Genomic DNA, 17,225 nt, shown 5'->3' with positions numbered 1-17,225 from the left:
GTGGCTGCGCGTCGCCACTGGCTGGGCCGGAAATGCCTACGGTGGCATCGCCACTCCACGCGTGGGTATGGAAGTGCTCGTCACCTTCCTTGAAGGCGACCCCGACCAACCGCTGATCAGCGGCTGTCTGTTTCACAAGGAAAACGTCGTTCCCTACGACCTGCCGGCGAACAAGACCCGCAGCACCTTCAAGACGCTCAGCTCACCGGGCGGCAAGGGCTACAACGAGTTTCGTATCGAAGACAAGAAAGGTGCGGAACAGATCTACCTGCACGCCCAGCGCGACTGGGATGAAAACATCGAGCATGACCAGAAGATCCACATCGGCAATGAGCGGCATGACACGGTCGAGGCCGATGTGTTCAGCGAGTTCAAGGTGGAAGAACATCGGATCACGCACCTGGACCGCAAGACTGAAGCACGAGCAGATGACCACCTGACCGTCGGCGCGACCCGGCACGTGAAAATCGGCATCGCGCAGTTTGTAGAAGCCGGTACGGAGATTCACTACCACGCGGGCGACAAGGTGGTGATTGAGGCCGGAGTGGAACTGACCGCCAAGGCAGGTGGCAGCTTCGTCAAGCTGGACGCCGGTGGCGTGACAATCAGCGGTCCCGAGGTGAAGGTCAATACAGGAGGTTCTGCAGGTGTCGGGACCGGGATCGGTATTCTGACTCCACTCGTTCCGGGGGCCGCTGGCGCAGCCATTGCGGGGCAATTACTGAGTCCGCCCCCCGTGGGAGAGCTCAGTGCCCAGGCGCCGGCGGAAGAGGAGCTTGAGGAAGAGGAAGAAGAGGTTGAGCTGGAAGAGATCACCTTGCGAATCGGGATGTTCTTTGACGGGACGGGCAACAACCGCACCAACAGTGAGCGGGCGTTTGGCTGCTTTGCGTCAGACGTGAACCTGGAGGAAGCCGCTGAAGATATTCGTCAGTTCTGTGCGGCTCATGGTTTTGACGGCAAGGGAAGCAGCCCGGATAACAGTTATGGCAATGACGTCAGCAACGTCGCCCGGCTGTATGACCTTTACGTAGACCAGCGGAACATAACACTTCCGATTGACGCCAAAACCGCAAACCTGTCCGTTTATTTGGACGGGATCGGAACCAGCAGTACCGCAGGAGATTCCACCTTTTCGCAAGGCACGGGTATGGGGGTGCAGGGCGTCCGGGCGCGAGTTGAAGAAACCCCGCCGCTTATTCTTGAGGCTATACGAACATTTCAAGGCAACAACCCCGATAAGCGCGTGGCGAAAATCGAGTTCGATATTTTCGGCTTCAGCCGTGGTGCTGCCGCAGCCAGGGATTTTGCCAATGAAGTCCTCAAGGGCGAAGGAAGCATTCTGGCTAAGGCGATCCCCGCTGGCACTCCAGGGTTAGTGGACAGCTTTGCCTGGAAGCCGCATATCGATTTTTCCATCAATTTCATTGGCGTTTACGACACGGTCGCGGCCATTGCCAATCCGCTGAAGGGGGACTGGACGGGTAATAACGCTTATAACCCCGGCATTAACATTCATCTGGCGCCAGACGCGGCCCACAAAGTCGTCCAGTTGGTCGCTCGCAATGAACGCCGTTATAACTTTGCCCTCAACAGTCTCGGATCGGCCGATATCGTCCTGCCTGGCGCGCACTCAGACCTGGGCGGCGGCTATTTACCCAAGGCGATGGAGCGCATCCTGCTCAGCAAGCCGCGTAAAACCGCGGTCGAAGAAATGACGTCTTTCGCTGAAGCCAACAGTTACAAGCTTGCCCAGCAGGACTTGAGACGGCTTCAAGACCAACTGGCCCCCTATAACCTTCCGTTGGAAATCCGCACGTGGGAAGTGCCGTTTCGTAATACCGACAGAGACAACCGCAAAGACATGAAACACGTGTATGCCGCCGTAAGCAGCCAGCGCGAAGTCCGCGGTGATCTGTCCTTGATCTACTTTCGGATCATGCGCGAACTGGCCGTGGAAAATGGGGTGCCTTTCCGACAAGTTCCGGAGGACGATCCAAGACTTTCGTTACCTGCGGAGCTCGTTCCCATCTCCGAAAAATTGATGGCCTACACTCAAGGGAAAAGCAAGACAACCGGGCTAACCTCGCAGGAGGAGGAACTGCTGTTTCACCGTTATGTTCATATCTCGGATAACTGGAACGCTGCTAAAAATCTTAACAATAGCGACCTGAACGTTATCTTCATTAATCGACCAGACGAAAACTCTGTACGCACGGTGCATCCAAATGATTAATTTTATACGTATCGCGCTTGCCGCGTTTCTGCTCAGTGGCTGTACTTTCGCCAGTAGCCAGTCCATGCCTTACAAATCCTGGTACCTGGGGTTCTCGGTTCCCGACTATATGGAGGTCTGGATCGAAACAGCCGATGTTGTCGATATTCAGGAACAGTTATACCCACGCGCGATGAGTGGTACCGCGTCAATATCAACTCCCCCCAACAACTCAGGCGATCCACGTGGCTGGCCGAAAAGAGCCGGCATAGGTAAAGGTAAGCACGTAACAGGGGCCGACTTGCCCAAACAGATCTATGTCCGTTGGCAATCACTGGCCGAACCGCAAACCTACCAGATGGTGATTAAAATCCCCGAGGCGACCAGGGAGCTTATGCGCAAGGGCGAAAAAGTGTTCTGTGCATTTGATGGGAAATGGATCACGGGTTATCGTAATTCAATCGGCGTAACGCTAGTCCCCGGAGGTATTGCCAAAGTCTGGGTAGGCGGCGCCTGCATGACACCGGTCGAGGTGACTACGGTACACGCCGTGATTGATCCGCGCGGTCCGTATGAAGGTAAGTCTGGTGGTAAGTACGACTCTCTTTCCGATGTATCCAAAGCCTATATTGAGAAGTTTGGTGTGCCGTACGACTCTTGGAAGTAGATCAGCGATAGCCCTTTAAGCATCCTAGATGCGAAGGGCTGGCACGTCACATCTTTAATCGACCAGACGAAAACTCTGTGCGCACGGTGCATCCTAATGAGTAATTTTATCCGTATCGCGCTTGCCGCGCTTCTGCTCGGTGGTTGTACTTTCGCCAGTAGTCAGTCAATGCCCTATAAAGCATGGATGCTGGGGTTCTCGGCTCCTGCCTATATGGAAGTCTGGATCGAAACCGCTGATGTCGTCGACATTCAGAATCATATGTATCCACGCGCAATGAGTGGCATTGCGTCAATGATAAGGACCCCTAACAACACCGGTGATCCACGAGGCTGGCCGAAAAGAGGGGTCATCGGCAGCGGAAAACGAGTACTAGGGGCCAACTTGCCGCAACAGATCTATGTCCGCTGGCAATCACTGGTCGAACCGCAAACCTACCAGTTGGTGATAAAAATCCCCGAGGCCACTCGAGAGATCATGCGTAAGGGGGAGAAAGTGTTCTGCGAGGCTGATGGGAAATGGATCACGGGTTATCGTAGTTCAATCGGCATAAGACTGGCACCCGGAGGCATTGCCAAAGTCTGGGTAGGCGGCGGCTGCATGACACCGATCGAGGTGGCTACGGTAAAAGCTATTATTGATCCGCGCGGCCCGTATGAAGGTAAGTCTGGTGGCCACTACCGACCCCTTTCAGCAGTCTCCAAAGCCTATGTCGAGAAGTTTGGTGTGCCGTACGACTCTTGGAAGTAGATCAGTGATGGCCCTTTAAGCATCCTGGATGCGAAGGGCTGGCACGTCACATCTTTAATCTATCAGACGAAAACTCTGTGCGCACGGTGCATCCAAATGATTGATTTTATACGTATCGCGTTTGCCGCGTTTCTGCTCAGTGGCTGTACTTTCGCCAGTAGCCAGTCCATGCCTTACAAATCCTGGTACCTAGGGTTCTCGGTTCCCGACTATATGGAGGTCTGGATCGAAACAGCCGATGTTGTCGATATTCAGGACCAGATATACCCACGTGCGATGAGTGGCAATGCGTCAATATCAACTCCCCCCAACAACACTGGCGATCCACGTGGCTGGCCGAAAAGAGCCGGCATAGGTAAAGGTAAGCACGTAACAGGGGCGGACTTGCCCAAACAGATCTATGTCCGCTGGCAATCGCTGGCAGAACCGCAAACCTACCAGATGGTGATTAAAATCCCCGAGGCGACCAGTGAGCTCATGCGCAAAGAGGAAAAGGCTTTCTGTTCATTTGGTGGAGAATGGATCACCGGTTATCGTGATTCGATCGGTATAAGGCTGGCTCCCGGAGGTATCGCCAGGGTCTGGGTAGGCGGCGCCTGCATGACACCGGTCGAGGTGACTACGGTACACGCCGTGATTGATCCGCGCGGTCCGTATGAAGGTAAGTCTGGTGGCCACTACCGGCCCCTTTCAGCAGTTTCCAAAGCCTATGTCGAAAAGTTTGGTGTGCCGTACGACTCGTGGAAGTAGGTCAGTGCTGGCACTTTTATCATCCTGGATGCGAAGGGCTGGCACGTCACATCTTTAATCGACCAGACGAAAACTCTGTGCGCACGGTGCATCCAAATGATTGATTTTATACGTATCACTTTTGTCGTTTTTCTGCTCAGTGGCTGCACATTTGCTAGCAGTAGTTCAATGCCTTACAAATCCTGGTATCTGGGGTTCTCTGCCCCCGCTTACATGGAAGTCTGGATCGAAACAGCCGATGTCGTCGATATTCAGGAACACATATATCCACGTGCGATGAGTGGAGTTGCCTCTATGTTAAATCCTCCCAATAACTCCGGCGACCCGCGAGGTTGGCCAAAAAGAATAGCCCTCGGCAGCGGTAAGAATGTAACAGGGGCCGACTTGCCCAAACAGATTTATGTCCGCTGGCAGTCGCTGGTCGAGCCGCAAACCTACCAGATGGTGATTAAAATCCCTGAGGCGACCCGGGAGCTCATGCGCAAAGGGGAAAAGGCTTTCTGTTCATTTGGTGGAGAATGGATCACCGGTTATCGTGATTCGATCGGTATAAGGCTGGCTCCTGGAGGTATCGCCAAAGTCTGGGTAGGCGGCGCCTGCATGACATCAATCGAGGTGGCTACGGTAAAAGCCGTTATTGATCCGCGCGGCCCGTATGAAGGTAAGTCTGGTGGTGAGTACGACCCTCCCTCCAATGTCTCCAAAGCCTATATCGAGAAGTTTGGTGTGCCGTACGACTCTTGGAAGTAGATCAGTGATGGCCCTTTAAGCATCCTGGATGCGAAGGGCTGGCACGTCACATCTTTAATCGATCAGACGAAAACTCTGTGCGCACGGTGCATCCAAATGAGTAATTTTATACGTATCATTTTTGTCGTTTTTTTGCTCAGTGGCTGCACCTTTGCCAATAGCCAGTCAATGCCCTATAAAGCCTGGCGCTTGGGATTTTCTGCTCCCGCTTACATGGAAGTCTGGATCGAATCGGCGGATGTGGTCGATATCAAGGACCAGGTATATCCACGTGCGATGAGTGGCAACGCTGCAATACTAACGCCCCCCAACAACTCCGGCGATCCCCGAGGCTGGCCGAAAAGAGCAGGTTGGGGTAAGGGCAAGTACGTGACAGGGGCTGACTTGCCCAAACAGATCTATGTCCGTTGGCAATCACTGGTCGAGCCGCAAACCTACCAGATGGTGATTAAAATACCCGAGGCGACCCGGGAGCTTATGCGCAAGGGGGAGAAAGTGTTCTGCGCGGCCGATGCGCAATGGATCACCGGATATCGTGAGGCAATAGGTATAAGGCTGGTTCCCGGAGGCATTGCCAAAGTATCGGTAACCGGTCCCTGCATGACACCTATCGAGGTGACTACGATAAAAGCCGTGATTGATCCGCGCGGCCCGTATGAAGGTAAGTATGGTGGCCACCATCGGCCCCTTTCAGCAGTTTCCAAAGCCTATGTCGAGAAGTTTGGTGTGCCGTACGACTCTTGGAAGTAGGTCAGTGCCGGCCCTTAAGCATCATGGATGCGTAGGGCCATTGTGCTGTTTTCGAAATCGCCTTTCGCTGGACACTGCAACTAAAAAAGCCCCGACTCTCACGAGCCAGGGCTTTGTCATACCGCACAAACCACTATTCCTGAACCACCCGCACAATCCGTTGCGGCAGTGGGATCTCGATGCCTGCGTCCTTCAGGCGGTCGCGTGCTTCGATGTTGAACATCGACGTCACGTCGCCCATGTCGCCACTGCTGGTCCAGACGCGCAGGGACAAGGTAATCGCGTTCTCCCCCAGCGCTGCCACGACAGCCTGGGGGGCCGGGTCCTTGAGTACGCGCGGGTCATCGGCCATGTCCAGCAGGACCTGCAAGGCCTTCTTGAGATCGGCATCGTGGCTGACGCCGATGTCGAAGGTGATCTTGCGGGTCGGCTGTCGGTTGGTGTTGGTGATGATGCCGTTGGACAGGTTGCCGTTGGGAATGATCACGGTACGGTTGTCGCCGGTGCGCAGCACGGTGTGGAAGATCTGGATGTTGTCGACGGTTCCCGACACACCCTGGGCTTCGATCCAGTCACCGATACGGAACGGGCGGAACAACAGAATCAGTACGCCACCGGCGAAGTTCGCCAGGCTGCCTTGCAGGGCCAGACCGATCGCCAGACCGGCCGCACCGATCGCCGCCACGAACGAGGTGGTTTCCACGCCGATCATCGACGCGACGCTGACCACCAGCAGGATTTTCAGAATGACGTTGGCCAGGTTGCTGACGAAGCCCTGCAAGGCCAGATCGGCGTGTCGCAAGGCCAGCAAGGCGCCCAGTTTGCCGGTCAGCCGGTTGATCAGCCACCAGCCTACACACAGTGTGACGACTGCCAGCAGCAAGCGGCTGCCGTACTCCATGATCATCGGAATCCAGGCCTGCGATGCTTGCCACAGATGACCGACTTCTGCGTTTAAATCCATCGTTATCTCCTTACTCGTCACGAACTGCGATCAAAACCACGGCGGCCTGCCGTCATTTCAATGCTCAGGGCGATTCGGACTGGCGGGGGAACGCAGGGTTCCCCGGCTTTCAATGCAACGATCAGTCGCGGAAGTTGTTGAATTGCAACGGCATGCCCGAATCGTAGGCACGCAGCGCCGCGATGGCTTCTTGCAGGTCGTCGCGCTTCTTGCCGGTCACCCGCACCTGCTCGCCCTGAATGGCGGCCTGGACCTTGAGTTTGGCTTCCTTGATGTGAGCGACGATTTTCTTCGCCAGCTCCTTGTCGATGCCTTCACGCAGGATGACTTCCTGCTTCATCAATTTGCCGGAAGCATAAGCGTCCTTGATCTCGAGGCACTTCGCGTCGATCTTGCGTTTGACCAGCGCCAGCTTGAGGATTTCGATCATGGCCTCCAGCTGGAAGTCTGCTTCTGCGGTCAGCGTGACAGTCAGTTCCTTGAACTCGAACGTGCCTTTGCCTTTGAGGTCGTAGCGACGGTCCAGCTCTTTGATAGCGTTGTCGACGGCATTCGTGACTTCGTGTTTATCCAATTCGGACACTACGTCGAACGAGGGCATGTATGTTCTCCAGATAAACGGCGTGCGCACAATTCGGGCACGCATGACTTGACGGTGTGAAAGAACGCTCATTATAACGAGACTTTTCCGGCGTTCACTGTGAGCCTTCCATGCACATCCTTGTTTTCATCTTCTGCAGACCGCTTCAGCGCCATAACGTGCCGCTGTGAAGGCGGTGACATGGCATGTTCTCGGTGCGGGCAGCCTGGGCAGTCTCTGGGCGACGCGACTGGCACGCGCGAATCTGCCGGTTCGGTTGATCCTTCGCAACGCGGATCGGCTGGCCGCCTATCAAGCCAATGGCAGCTGCGTGACGCTGGTCGAGAACGATATTGCCCATGCGTACCCGGTCGAAGCGCAGACCGCCGACCATCGACAGCCCATCGAACGGCTGCTGGTGGCCTGCAAGGCTTACGAGGCCGAGCAGGCTGTCGCTCTGCTGGCTCCGCGATTGACGGCGCAGGCCGACGTCATCCTGTTGCAGAACGGCCTGGGCAGCCAGGACGCAGTGGCGGCGCGAGTCCCCCAGGCGCGCTGCCTGTTCGCCTCCAGCACCGAAGGCGCGTTTCTGGAGTCGGACTGGCGCGTCAGGTTCGCTGGCCACGGTTTCAACTGGCTTGGTGATGTATCCGACCCGACAGCCCCCGCGCTTGTGCAGGATTTGCACGACAGTGGCATTCCCCACGAATGGACGCCGGACATCCTGACCCGCCTGTGGCGCAAGCTGGCGATCAACTGCGCGGTCAACCCGCTGACGGTGCTGCACGACTGCCGTAATGGTGGCCTGCTCGAGCACGCCTGCGAGGTCGCCACGCTGTGCGCCGAGCTGAGCGATTTGCTGGGCCGCTGCGGCCAGCCAGCGGCTGCGCAGGAATTGCATGCGGACGTGCTGCGGGTCATCCAGGCGACCGCCGCCAACTACTCGTCCATGTATCAGGATGTGCTTCACGGGCGACGCACCGAAATCAGCTACCTGCTGGGTTACGCATGCGCAGCCGCAGCGCGTCATGGCTGCCCGGCACCGCACCTGCAGCATTTGCAGACGCGTCTGACCGCTCATCTGGCAAGCAAGGGTTTGCGTACCGACTAGCCCGCGCTACCCTGCTCGCATCACCCGCCACTGCGACTTGCCCAATGCCCTTGCGCCAACGCCTGGAAAACCTGCCCGTCGGCCAGAAACTGCTGGCCGCCCTGCTGGTCCTGATGACCACCGTGCTGCTGGTCGCCAACCTGACCTTCATCAGCGCGGCCTATTACATCTCTCAGGAGGCGATGGCTCCGCAGGCCCTGCAGACCATCGGCCGACTGATCAGCAGCGCCAACCTCAACGAGCGGGCCTTGTACTCGCCGGACGAGGCACGCGCGCTGCTCAAGGAGCTGAGAAGCTACGGGCCGTTGCGCGCCGCAGCCCTGTATGACAATGACGGCGAGCGGCTTGAACAGATGCATCAGGGCGAAAGCCTTGAGCTGCCCAGACACTTCAAAGACATGGACAACTGGCGCCTGACCGAATTTCGCAGCACGCAGGTCATTACCGTACCGAAGGGCGATGAGCCGCCAGGGCACTTGTTGCTGGTTGCCAGCAGCGAGCTGCCTCCTGCGTTCTACACCGGCACGCTGACCGCCAGCCTGGGCATTCTGGTGTTCAGCGTGCTGCTGTGGCTGGTGGTAGCGCGACAGATTCGGCGCCTGATCACCGAACCCATTTACCAACTGGAAGAACTGTCCCGGCAGGTGACCCGCGAAGAGAACTATGCACTGCGCGCAGAACCCGGTAACGAGGATGAAATCGGCAGCCTGGCCGAGGCGTTCAACACCATGCTGTCGCGTATCGAAGCACGCGAACAGCAACTCAAGCGCGCGCGCGACGACTCGCAGGAAGCCTACGATCAGGCTCAGGGGCTGGCCGAGGAAACCCGCCACACCAACCGCAAGCTGGAGCTGGAAGTCCAGGTGCGCAGCAAGATCGAGAAGAAGCTCACCGGCTTCCAGAACTACCTCAACAGCATCATCGACTCGATGCCCTCGGCGATGATCGCATTGGACGAACAGCTGTACGTCACCCAGTGGAATCAGGAGGCGACGGCCTTGTCCGGGACGACCCTGGACGAAGCGCTGAACCAGCCGATCTTCCTGGCCTTCGAGCCGATGCGCTCGTTTCTGCCGCAGATCAAGCACACCGTCGAGCGCCATAGCGTGACCAAGATCGAGCGCGTGACCTGGATCAAGAATGACGAGTCCCGCCACTACGCGCTGACGTTCTACCCGTTGACCGGCGATGCCGGGCGCGGCGTGGTGATCCGGATCGATGACATCACCCAGCGCATATCGCTGGAAGAAATGATGGTGCAGTCGGAAAAAATGTTGTCCGTCGGCGGTCTGGCAGCAGGCATGGCGCATGAGATCAACAACCCGCTGGGCGCCATCCTGCACAACGTGCAGAACATTCGCCGGCGGCTGTCCCCGGAACTGCCGAAGAACATCGAGCAGGCCGAGGCCGACGGCGTCGATCTGGCGCAGGTCAACCATTACCTGGAAAGCCGCGAAGTGCCGAAACTGCTCGACGGCATTCAGCAGGCCGGTGCCAGGGCTGCAAAAATCGTCAGCCACATGCTCAATTTCAGCCGCCTGAGCAGTCGTCAGTTATCGCCCTGTGACTTGCCGGCCCTGATCGATCAGGCCGTGGAGATCGCCAGTAACGACTTCGATCTGACCATCGGTTTCGACTTCAAGGGCCAGCACATCATCCGTCAGTTCGACCCCGAACTGGGTCCGGTGCCGTGCATTGCCAACGAGCTGGAGCAGGTACTGCTGAACCTGCTGAAGAACGCCGCGCAGGCCATTCACCAGCGGCCGGAGAGCGAAGAGCCCGGGCGCATTACCCTGCGCACGCGCCTCAATCCGCCGTGGGCCGAGATTCAGGTCGAGGACAACGGCATCGGCATGTCGGAGAACATCCGCAAGCGTACGTTCGAGCCGTTTTTCACCACCAAGGAAATCGGCCAGGGCACCGGACTGGGCCTGTCAGTGTCCTACTTCATTGTCACCAACAACCACAAAGGCCAGATGGAGGTACATTCCTCTCTCGGCACAGGCACCTGCTTTACGCTGCGTTTACCGCTGGTAGCCAACCAGGTGAGCGTTCAGCAGCAGGTCATTTCAAAATCCTGATCAGGAATCGCATCAATGGGCTTTCGTTTGTCGAAGATTTACACGCGCACTGGCGATGCCGGTGAAACCGGTCTGGGCGATGGCCGTCGGGTCTCCAAGGATCATCCGCGCGTCGAGGCCATCGGTGAGGTCGATACGCTCAACAGCCAGCTGGGACTGTTGCTGGCGGGGCTGATCGATGAAGCTCAGCGCGTCCCGGCCCTCAACGAAGTGATCGAGGTACTTGCACCCTGCCAGCACCGTCTGTTCGATCTGGGCGGTGAACTGGCCATGCCGACCTACAAGGCGCTGAACGAAGCCGAGGTCGAGCGACTGGAGGCCGCCATTGATGTCTGGAATGACGAACTGGGGCCACTGGAGAATTTCATTTTGCCTGGCGGTTCATCGCTGATCGCCCAGGCGCACATCTGCCGTAGCCTGGCGCGCAGTGCAGAACGTCGCTGTCAGCATCTGAATGCCGTCGAGCCGTTGGAAGGCGCAGGGCTGGCGTATATCAACAGGCTGTCGGACCTGCTGTTCGTCGCCGCCCGATTGATCGCCAGAAGACAGGGCATTGCCGAGATCCTTTGGCAGCCCGCGCCCAAGCCGGTTTGATGGGCATATCCATTAAACGGAGCATCACAGAAGACATCCTCACGCCAGCGTCCTGGCGTTAGGTATAGGTCTTGCGGGAGTGAGCGAGGCGGGCTCACGAAGACATCGGTCCAGACGCCCCATTTTCAGGGGTTTTACTGGCCTCTTCGCGAGCAAGCTCGTTCCCACGGCCTGCGGCCAGAATCAAGAGCAGACTTGTGTATAACGCTAGTTACTCCGCGTGGGCATGCCGTTCTGGACGCTCTGCGTCCTCTGCTGAGCGTCAGACGATCTCGTCAGGCCAGAACGCGCGAATCCCGGCCACGCCCTGTGCGCCGCTCTCCCAGGCCTGTTGGCGCTCGGCAGGACCTACGCCGCCCAGCAGAAAGGCCGGCCTGTTGAAATCTGCAATCAGTTGCGTTGCCTGCTGCCAGCCCAGCGGTTGCGCATCGGGGTGGGTCAGGGTTGGCTGAACGGGCGACAGGGTGACGAAATCCACGCCCATCTGCTCGGCCAAAGCCAGCTCTTCGGCGTTATGGCACGACGCAGCCAGCCAGCGGTTCTCAGGGAACGGACGCCCGCGACTGGCGTACTTGCGCAGTTGCTCCGCCGTCAGGTGCCAGCCGGCGGACGGAAAGTCGCCCAGCCACTCCAGAGGCCCTTTGAGCATGAGCTGCGCCTTGCCGGCACACAGGCCCGCCGCATCCACGGCCAGGTCACGGTACTTCGGGTCGTAACCACCCGGTGCACGTAACTGGACCAGCTTGATGCCGCCTGCGATGGCTTTCTGCATACCGCGCAACAGCTCGATATTGTCCAGCCCCTCAGGGGTGATCAGGTACTCGCCGGGCAAACGTGCCGCCGCGACGATCGGCTGATTGGCGGCCGGAAAGTCATAATTGGCCAGCTCACGCGGGCTGGCCCAGACCAGCGGCTGCCCTTCTGCACCATGCGCCTGGCCAGTGAAGGCCGAGACTTCCCAGACGTCCAGCAGCACCTGCTTGTCCGGATAGTCGTGACAGACCTTGATCAGCGGACGTGCCGCCGTCACCAGGATACCCAGCTCTTCCTGCAGTTCACGTGCGAGCGCGGCCTGGACGGTCTCGCCCTCCTCGACCTTGCCGCCAGGAAACTCCCAGAGGCCGCCTTGATGCTGAGTGTCGGCACGCCGGGCAATCAATACGCTGCCGTCAGCGCCACGAATGACGGCGGCGGCCACATGAACTCGTTTCACGATCAGGACTCCTCCAGACCGGCCTGCTGCCAGCGTTTGAAGGCAGGCCACTGGTAAATGGTTTCGATGTACTTCAGCGCTTCTTCAGGCAACTCGACACGGTAACTGCGCAGGCGAATGGCTACCGGGGCAAAGAACGCGTCGGCAATGCTCGGCTTACCGAACAGAAACGGACCGCTTTCGGCCGCCGCAGTGCGGCATTCGGCCCACAGTTCGACGATACGGTCGATGTCGTTCTGGGTATCGACCGGAATCACTTCCAGTGCCTGATCCTGGCGCAGGTCCATCGGCATGTTCGAACGCAGGCTGACAAAGCCGCTGTGCATCTGCGCGCAGGCAGAACGTGCCTGGGCACGCGCAGCGGTGTCACTTGGCCACAGGCCAGCGTCCGGAAAACGTTCGACCAGGTATTCGCAAATGGCCAGCGAATCGATGATCGTGCCGTGCTCGCACTGCAGCGCAGGGACCTTGCCGGTGGGTGAATACTTGAGAATGTTCGCGCGGGTGTCAGGCTGGTTCAGGCGGATGACCTGATCGGTGAACGGAGCACCGGTCATTTCCAGCACCAGCCAGGGACGCAGCGACCAGGAGGAGTAGCGTTTGTCGCCGATAATCAGATGCAGGCTCATGGTTCAGCTCCATTGAGCCCGGCGCGAAGACAGGATGCCGGCGCGCCGGGCATTGAATCAGGTGCGATATTCCGCGTTGATCTTCACGTACTCGTGAGAAAGATCGGTGGTCCAGATCGTTTCGCTGCAATCGCCGCGACCCAGCTCGATACGGATGGTGATCTCTTCTTCGGCCATTACCGCCGAGCCCTGCTCTTCGGTGTAGGTAGTGGCGCGGCAGCCCTGACTGGCGATGCACACGCCACCGAGGAATACGTCGATCTTGCTCACGTCCAGATCCGGCACACCGGCACGGCCGACAGCCGCCAGGATGCGTCCCCAGTTCGGGTCGGAGGCGAACAGCGCGGTCTTGATCAGCGGCGAGTGGGCCACGGCATAACCGACGTCCAGGCATTCCTGATGATTGCCGCCACCGTTGACTTCAACGGTCACGAACTTGGTCGCACCTTCACCGTCACGCACGATGGCCTGAGCGACTTCCATGCACACATCGAACACGGCTTTCTTCAACGCCTCGAACAACGGACCTTTGGCCTCGGTAATTTCCGGCAGATCAGCCTGACCGGTGGCGACCAGCATGCAGCAATCGTTGGTCGAGGTGTCGCCATCGATAGTGATGCGGTTGAACGACTTGTTGGCGCCGTCACGAATCAGGTCCTGAAGCACGCTCTGCGCCACTTTGGCGTCGGTGGCGATGTAACCGAGCATGGTCGCCATGTTCGGGCGAATCATGCCTGCACCCTTGCTGATGCCGGTCACCGTGACGGTCACGCCGTCATGGCTGAACTGACGGCTGGCGCCTTTGGGCAGGGTGTCGGTGGTCATGATCCCGGTCGCCGCAGCGGCCCAGTTATCCACAGACAGATCATCCAGCGCGGCTTGCAGGGCGCCTTCGATCTTTTCCACCGGCAACGGCTCGCCGATCACGCCCGTCGAGTAGGGCAGCACCGCCGAAGCATCGACGCCGGTCAGTTGCGCCAGCTTCTCGCAGGTCCGCCGCGCCGCCACAAGACCTGATTCGCCTGTACCCGCATTGGCATTGCCGGTGTTGGTCAGCAAATAACGCACGGTGCCCTGGACACGCTGTTTGGCCAGAATGACCGGCGCTGCGCAGAACGCATTCAAGGTGAATACGCCGGCCACGCTGGAGCCTTCGGCACAGCGCATGACCACAACATCCTTGCGCCCCGGGCGTTTGATGCCGGCAGAAGAAATGCCAAGTTCAAAACCGGGAACCGGGTACAACGCAGGCAAAGGACCAAGACCAACAGCCATCGGGGTGCTCCTCATGGAGTGTGGCGCCGTCCGCATCGGTACGGCAATCAATGAAAAAACGCCGCGACGGGCAAGCCGGTCGCGGCGCAGGTATTACAAAGTCAAAGGCTTAGTTGATCTGGCCGTGACAGTGCTTGAATTTCTTGCCCGAACCACACCAGCACAGTTCGTTACGGCCCAGTTTCTGGTCGTTGCGAACCGGCTCGGATGCAACGGCAACAGGCGCTTCGCCACCCTCTTCGTCGAGCAGCGGTTGCTCGATGCCCGGTGCAGGCGCGTGTTCGAACTGCATGCGACTGGCCAGCTCTTCGGCGTCCTGACGCAGGCGTGCTTCTTCTTCCTCTGGATCTTCGCGGCGAACCTGAACATGCGAGAGCACACGGATGGTGTCGCGCTTGATCGAGTCGAGCAGTTCCTGGAACAGCGTGAAGGACTCGCGCTTGTATTCCTGCTTCGGGTTCTTCTGAGCGTAGCCGCGCAGGTGGATACCGTGACGCAGGTGGTCCATGGTCGACAGGTGATCTTTCCACAGGTCGTCCAGCACGCGCAGGAGGATCTGCTTCTCGAAGGAGCGCAGAGCTTCGGCGCTGGCCTGGTCTTCCTTCTCGTTGTACGCCACCAGCAACTGCGCCATGATTTTTTCGCGCAGGCTGTCTTCGTGCAGGTTGTCGTCTTCGTCGAGCCACTGCTGGATCGGCATTTGCACCGCGAAGTCGGTATTGAGCGCCGATTCCAGGCCAGCAACATTCCACTGCTCCGGCAGGGACTGTGGCGGAATGTGCTGGATGATCAGGTTGTTGAGCACTTCCTCGCGGAAGTCGGCAATGGTCTCGCCAATGTTCTCGGCGGCCAGCAACGTGTTACGCATGTGATAAATCACTTTACGCTGTTCGTTGGCCACGTCATCGAATTCCAGCAACTGCTTGCGGATGTCGAAGTTGCGACCTTCCACCTTGCGCTGCGCTTTTTCGATGGCGTTGGTCACCATGCGATGCTCGATGGCCTCACCGGACTGCATGCCCAGCGCCTTCATGAAGTTCTTCACCCGGTCAGAGGCAAAGATGCGCATCAGGCTGTCTTCGAGCGACAGGTAGAAACGGCTGGAGCCGGTGTCGCCCTGACGGCCGGCACGACCGCGCAGCTGGTTGTCGATACGACGCGATTCGTGACGCTCGGAGGCGATGACGTGCAGGCCGCCCGCTTCGATCACCTGCTGATGGCGCTTCTGCCAGTCAGCCTTGATCTGTGCGATCTGCTCGGGAGTCGGGTCTTCCAGATTGGCGACCTCGACCTCCCAGTTGCCGCCCAGCAGGATGTCGGTACCACGACCAGCCATGTTGGTGGCGATGGTCAGCGCACCCGGACGACCGGCCTGCGCAATGATTTCCGCTTCCTTTTCGTGGAACTTGGCGTTCAGAACCTTGTGCTCGATACCTTCCTTGTTGAGCAGACTGGACATGTGCTCGGAGGTTTCGATGGTCGCCGTACCCACCAGCACCGGACGGTTTTCCGCGATGCAGGCCTTGATGTCGGTGACGATGGCGGCGTACTTCTCTTCCGCCGTCAGGTAGACCAGGTCGTTGAAGTCCTTACGCGCCAAAGGCTTGTTCGGCGGGATGACCATGACGGCCAGGTTGTAGATCTGGTGGAATTCGAACGCTTCGGTGTCGGCCGTACCGGTCATACCGGACAGCTTGTTGTACAGACGGAAGTAGTTCTGGAACGTGGTCGATGCCAGGGTCTGGCTTTCAGCCTGGATGTTCAGACCTTCCTTGGCTTCGATGGCCTGGTGCAGACCTTCGGACAGACGACGGCCCGGCATGGTACGGCCGGTGTGTTCGTCGACCAGCAGCACTTGACCGTCCGAAACGATGTATTCGACGTTGCGATTGAACAGCTTGTGCGCACGCAGACCGGCATAGACGTGGGTCAGCAGGCCCAGGTTATGCGCCGAGTAGAGGCTCTCGCCTTCGGCCAGCAGGCCGACTTCGGTGAGCATTTCCTCGATGAACTGGTGACCGGCTTCGTTCAGCTCGACCTGACGGGTTTTCTCGTCAACGGTGAAATGACCCGGCTTGGTGACTTCGCCTTCCACTTCCTCGATATGCTGCTCGAGCTTGGGGATCAGGCGGTTGATTTCGGTGTACAGCTTGGAACTGTCTTCAGCCTGGCCGGAGATGATCAGCGGCGTACGCGCTTCGTCGATCAGAATCGAGTCGACTTCGTCGATCACGGCAAAATTGAGTTCACGCTGGAACTTGTCGTCCATGCTGAACGCCATGTTGTCGCGCAGGTAATCGAAACCGTATTCGTTGTTGGTGCCGTACGTGATATCGGCAGCGTAGGCGGCGCGCTTCTCTTCTGGCGGCTGGAATGGCGTGACGATGCCTACGGTCAGGCCGAGGAATTCGTACAGCGGACGCATCCAGTTGGCATCGCGGCGCGCGAGGTAGTCGTTCACGGTAACGACGTGAACGCCCTTGCCGGACAATGCGTTGAGGTAGACAGCCAGCGTACCGACCAGGGTTTTACCTTCACCGGTGCGCATTTCCGCGATCTGACCTTCGTGCAGGGTCATGCCGCCGATCAACTGAACGTCGAAGTGGCGCATGCCCATGACGCGCTTGCCCGCTTCACGAGCGACAGCAAAGGCTTCCGGAAGCAATTGATCGAGGGTCTCGCCTTTGGCTATGCGGGCCTTGAACTCTTCGGTCTTGGCGCGCAGTTGCTCGTCCGAAAGGGCCACCATTTGCTCTTCGAAGGCATTGACGATCTGTACCGTCTTGAGCATGCGTTTTACTTCACGCTCGTTCTTGCTTCCAAAAAGTTTTTTCAACAAAGGCGCAAACATATCGACAGGATCTTCCACACATAGGAATGGAGGGCGGCCCCGTGA

Annotated in this window: 15 protein-coding genes; 9 read left to right on the top strand and 6 right to left on the bottom strand. The window is 58.4% G+C overall.

The window, feature by feature from the left end; translation table 11 throughout:
* From P406_RS13920 to P406_RS13895, 6 genes are all read left to right on the top strand, one after another.
* On the top strand, positions 1–2,236 hold a 2,236-nt coding region (locus tag P406_RS13920; RefSeq protein WP_046236494.1), incomplete at its 5' end, for a bacteriophage T4 gp5 trimerization domain-containing protein.
* Positions 2,229–2,882: a DUF2931 family protein gene (locus tag P406_RS13915; RefSeq protein WP_046236493.1), complete on the top strand. Its 654-nt coding sequence runs from the start codon at positions 2,229–2,231 to the stop codon at positions 2,880–2,882. The genes P406_RS13920 and P406_RS13915, both read left to right, overlap by 8 nt.
* A 96-nt stretch (positions 2,883–2,978) precedes the next feature.
* Positions 2,979–3,632 carry a DUF2931 family protein gene (locus tag P406_RS13910; protein WP_046236492.1) on the top strand — a complete coding sequence of 218 codons (654 nt, stop codon included), beginning with the start codon at positions 2,979–2,981 and terminating at the stop codon, positions 3,630–3,632.
* Positions 3,633–3,728: 96 nt separating this feature from the next.
* Positions 3,729–4,382, top strand: coding sequence for a DUF2931 family protein (locus P406_RS13905; RefSeq protein WP_046236491.1), 654 nt, complete (start codon positions 3,729–3,731; stop codon positions 4,380–4,382).
* A 96-nt stretch (positions 4,383–4,478) separates the two neighbouring features.
* The gene (locus P406_RS13900) at positions 4,479–5,132 is read left to right on the top strand and encodes a DUF2931 family protein (RefSeq protein WP_046236490.1); all 654 of its coding nucleotides are present in this window, start codon (positions 4,479–4,481) and stop codon (positions 5,130–5,132) included.
* 96 nt (positions 5,133–5,228) lie between these two features.
* Positions 5,229–5,882: a DUF2931 family protein gene (locus P406_RS13895; RefSeq protein ID WP_046236489.1), complete on the top strand. Its 654-nt coding sequence runs from the start codon at positions 5,229–5,231 to the stop codon at positions 5,880–5,882.
* 133 nt (positions 5,883–6,015) lie between these two features.
* On the opposite strand, the gene P406_RS13890 is transcribed toward P406_RS13895, so the two are convergent.
* Positions 6,016–6,846 (bottom strand): mechanosensitive ion channel family protein, encoded by an 831-nt coding sequence (locus tag P406_RS13890; RefSeq protein WP_003395337.1) that lies wholly within the window; start codon positions 6,844–6,846, stop codon positions 6,016–6,018.
* A gap of 121 nt (positions 6,847–6,967) precedes the next feature.
* A complete protein-coding gene (locus P406_RS13885) occupies positions 6,968–7,447 on the bottom strand; it encodes a YajQ family cyclic di-GMP-binding protein (protein ID WP_003304827.1) in 480 nt (159 codons plus the stop codon).
* 166 nt (positions 7,448–7,613) lie between these two features.
* Between P406_RS13885 and P406_RS13880 the strand changes: the two genes are divergently transcribed.
* From P406_RS13880 to P406_RS13870, 3 genes are read left to right on the top strand one after another with little or no spacing between them, the layout of a single operon-like run.
* Positions 7,614–8,537: a putative 2-dehydropantoate 2-reductase gene (locus tag P406_RS13880; RefSeq protein WP_046236488.1), complete on the top strand. Its 924-nt coding sequence runs from the start codon at positions 7,614–7,616 to the stop codon at positions 8,535–8,537.
* 44 nt (positions 8,538–8,581) lie between these two features.
* Complete coding sequence (locus P406_RS13875) at positions 8,582–10,618, top strand: sensor histidine kinase (protein ID WP_003418768.1); 2,037 nt, start codon at positions 8,582–8,584, stop codon at positions 10,616–10,618.
* Between the two features lie 15 nt (positions 10,619–10,633).
* A complete protein-coding gene (locus tag P406_RS13870; protein ID WP_046236487.1) occupies positions 10,634–11,212 on the top strand; it encodes a cob(I)yrinic acid a,c-diamide adenosyltransferase in 579 nt (192 codons plus the stop codon).
* Positions 11,213–11,474: 262 nt separating this feature from the next.
* Here P406_RS13870 and P406_RS13865 read toward each other — a convergent pair whose 3' ends face one another.
* From P406_RS13865 to secA, 4 genes are all read right to left on the bottom strand, one after another.
* A complete protein-coding gene (locus P406_RS13865; RefSeq protein WP_046236486.1) occupies positions 11,475–12,425 on the bottom strand; it encodes a Nudix family hydrolase in 951 nt (316 codons plus the stop codon).
* 2 nt (positions 12,426–12,427) lie between these two features.
* Positions 12,428–13,054, bottom strand: coding sequence for a glutathione S-transferase family protein (locus P406_RS13860; protein ID WP_003313535.1), 627 nt, complete (start codon positions 13,052–13,054; stop codon positions 12,428–12,430).
* A 57-nt stretch (positions 13,055–13,111) separates the two neighbouring features.
* The gene (argJ, locus tag P406_RS13855) at positions 13,112–14,329 is read right to left on the bottom strand and encodes a bifunctional glutamate N-acetyltransferase/amino-acid acetyltransferase ArgJ (protein WP_046236485.1); all 1,218 of its coding nucleotides are present in this window, start codon (positions 14,327–14,329) and stop codon (positions 13,112–13,114) included.
* Between the two features lie 109 nt (positions 14,330–14,438).
* Positions 14,439–17,180: a preprotein translocase subunit SecA gene (gene secA / locus P406_RS13850; protein WP_003418776.1), complete on the bottom strand. Its 2,742-nt coding sequence runs from the start codon at positions 17,178–17,180 to the stop codon at positions 14,439–14,441.
* Positions 17,181–17,225: the final 45 nt, after the last annotated feature.

Origin of the sequence: Pseudomonas syringae pv. coryli str. NCPPB 4273 (assembly GCF_000972175.1) — a bacterium.
Classification (GTDB): Bacteria; Pseudomonadota; Gammaproteobacteria; order Pseudomonadales; family Pseudomonadaceae; genus Aquipseudomonas; species Aquipseudomonas syringae.
Note: the sequence above shows the minus strand (reverse complement) of the source record. Positions and strands in the feature narration are given on the sequence as shown.